The sequence below is a fragment of the Streptomyces durocortorensis genome (assembly GCF_016901035.1).
Classification (GTDB): domain Bacteria; phylum Actinomycetota; class Actinomycetes; order Streptomycetales; family Streptomycetaceae; genus Streptomyces; species Streptomyces durocortorensis.
The window spans coordinates 1-308 of the sequence record NZ_JAFEUF010000577.1 but is presented as its reverse complement, the minus strand read 5'-3'; the positions used below and the strand labels follow the sequence as shown (position 1 = coordinate 308).

1 protein-coding gene is annotated in these 308 nt (G+C 72.1%); it reads right to left on the bottom strand.

What is annotated here, in order from left to right; all coding sequences use genetic code 11:
• The coding region (locus JS521_RS36140) for an acyltransferase domain-containing protein (protein ID WP_205087047.1) at nt 1-308 on the bottom strand (308 nt) is incomplete at both ends.

Sequence of the window (308 nt, the reverse complement as noted above, 5' to 3'; positions counted from 1 at the left end):
ACCGCGGTGAACTCGGCCAGCATCGGCTCCATCAAACGGGAGTGGAACGCGTGCGAGACCGCCAGCCGCTTCACCCGGACGCCGTCGCCGCGCAACCCCTCCTCCAGTGCGCCGACCGCTTCCGCGTCACCGGACACCGTCACCGAGGCGGGGCCGTTGACCGCCGCGAGATCCACCCCGTCCGGCAGGACGAGTGCCTCTTCGGCCAGCTCCACGGCCAGCATCGCCCCACCGGCGGGCAACGCGTCCATCAGCCTGCCGCGCGCCGACACCAGAACACACGCGTCGTCCAGAGACAGCACCCCCGC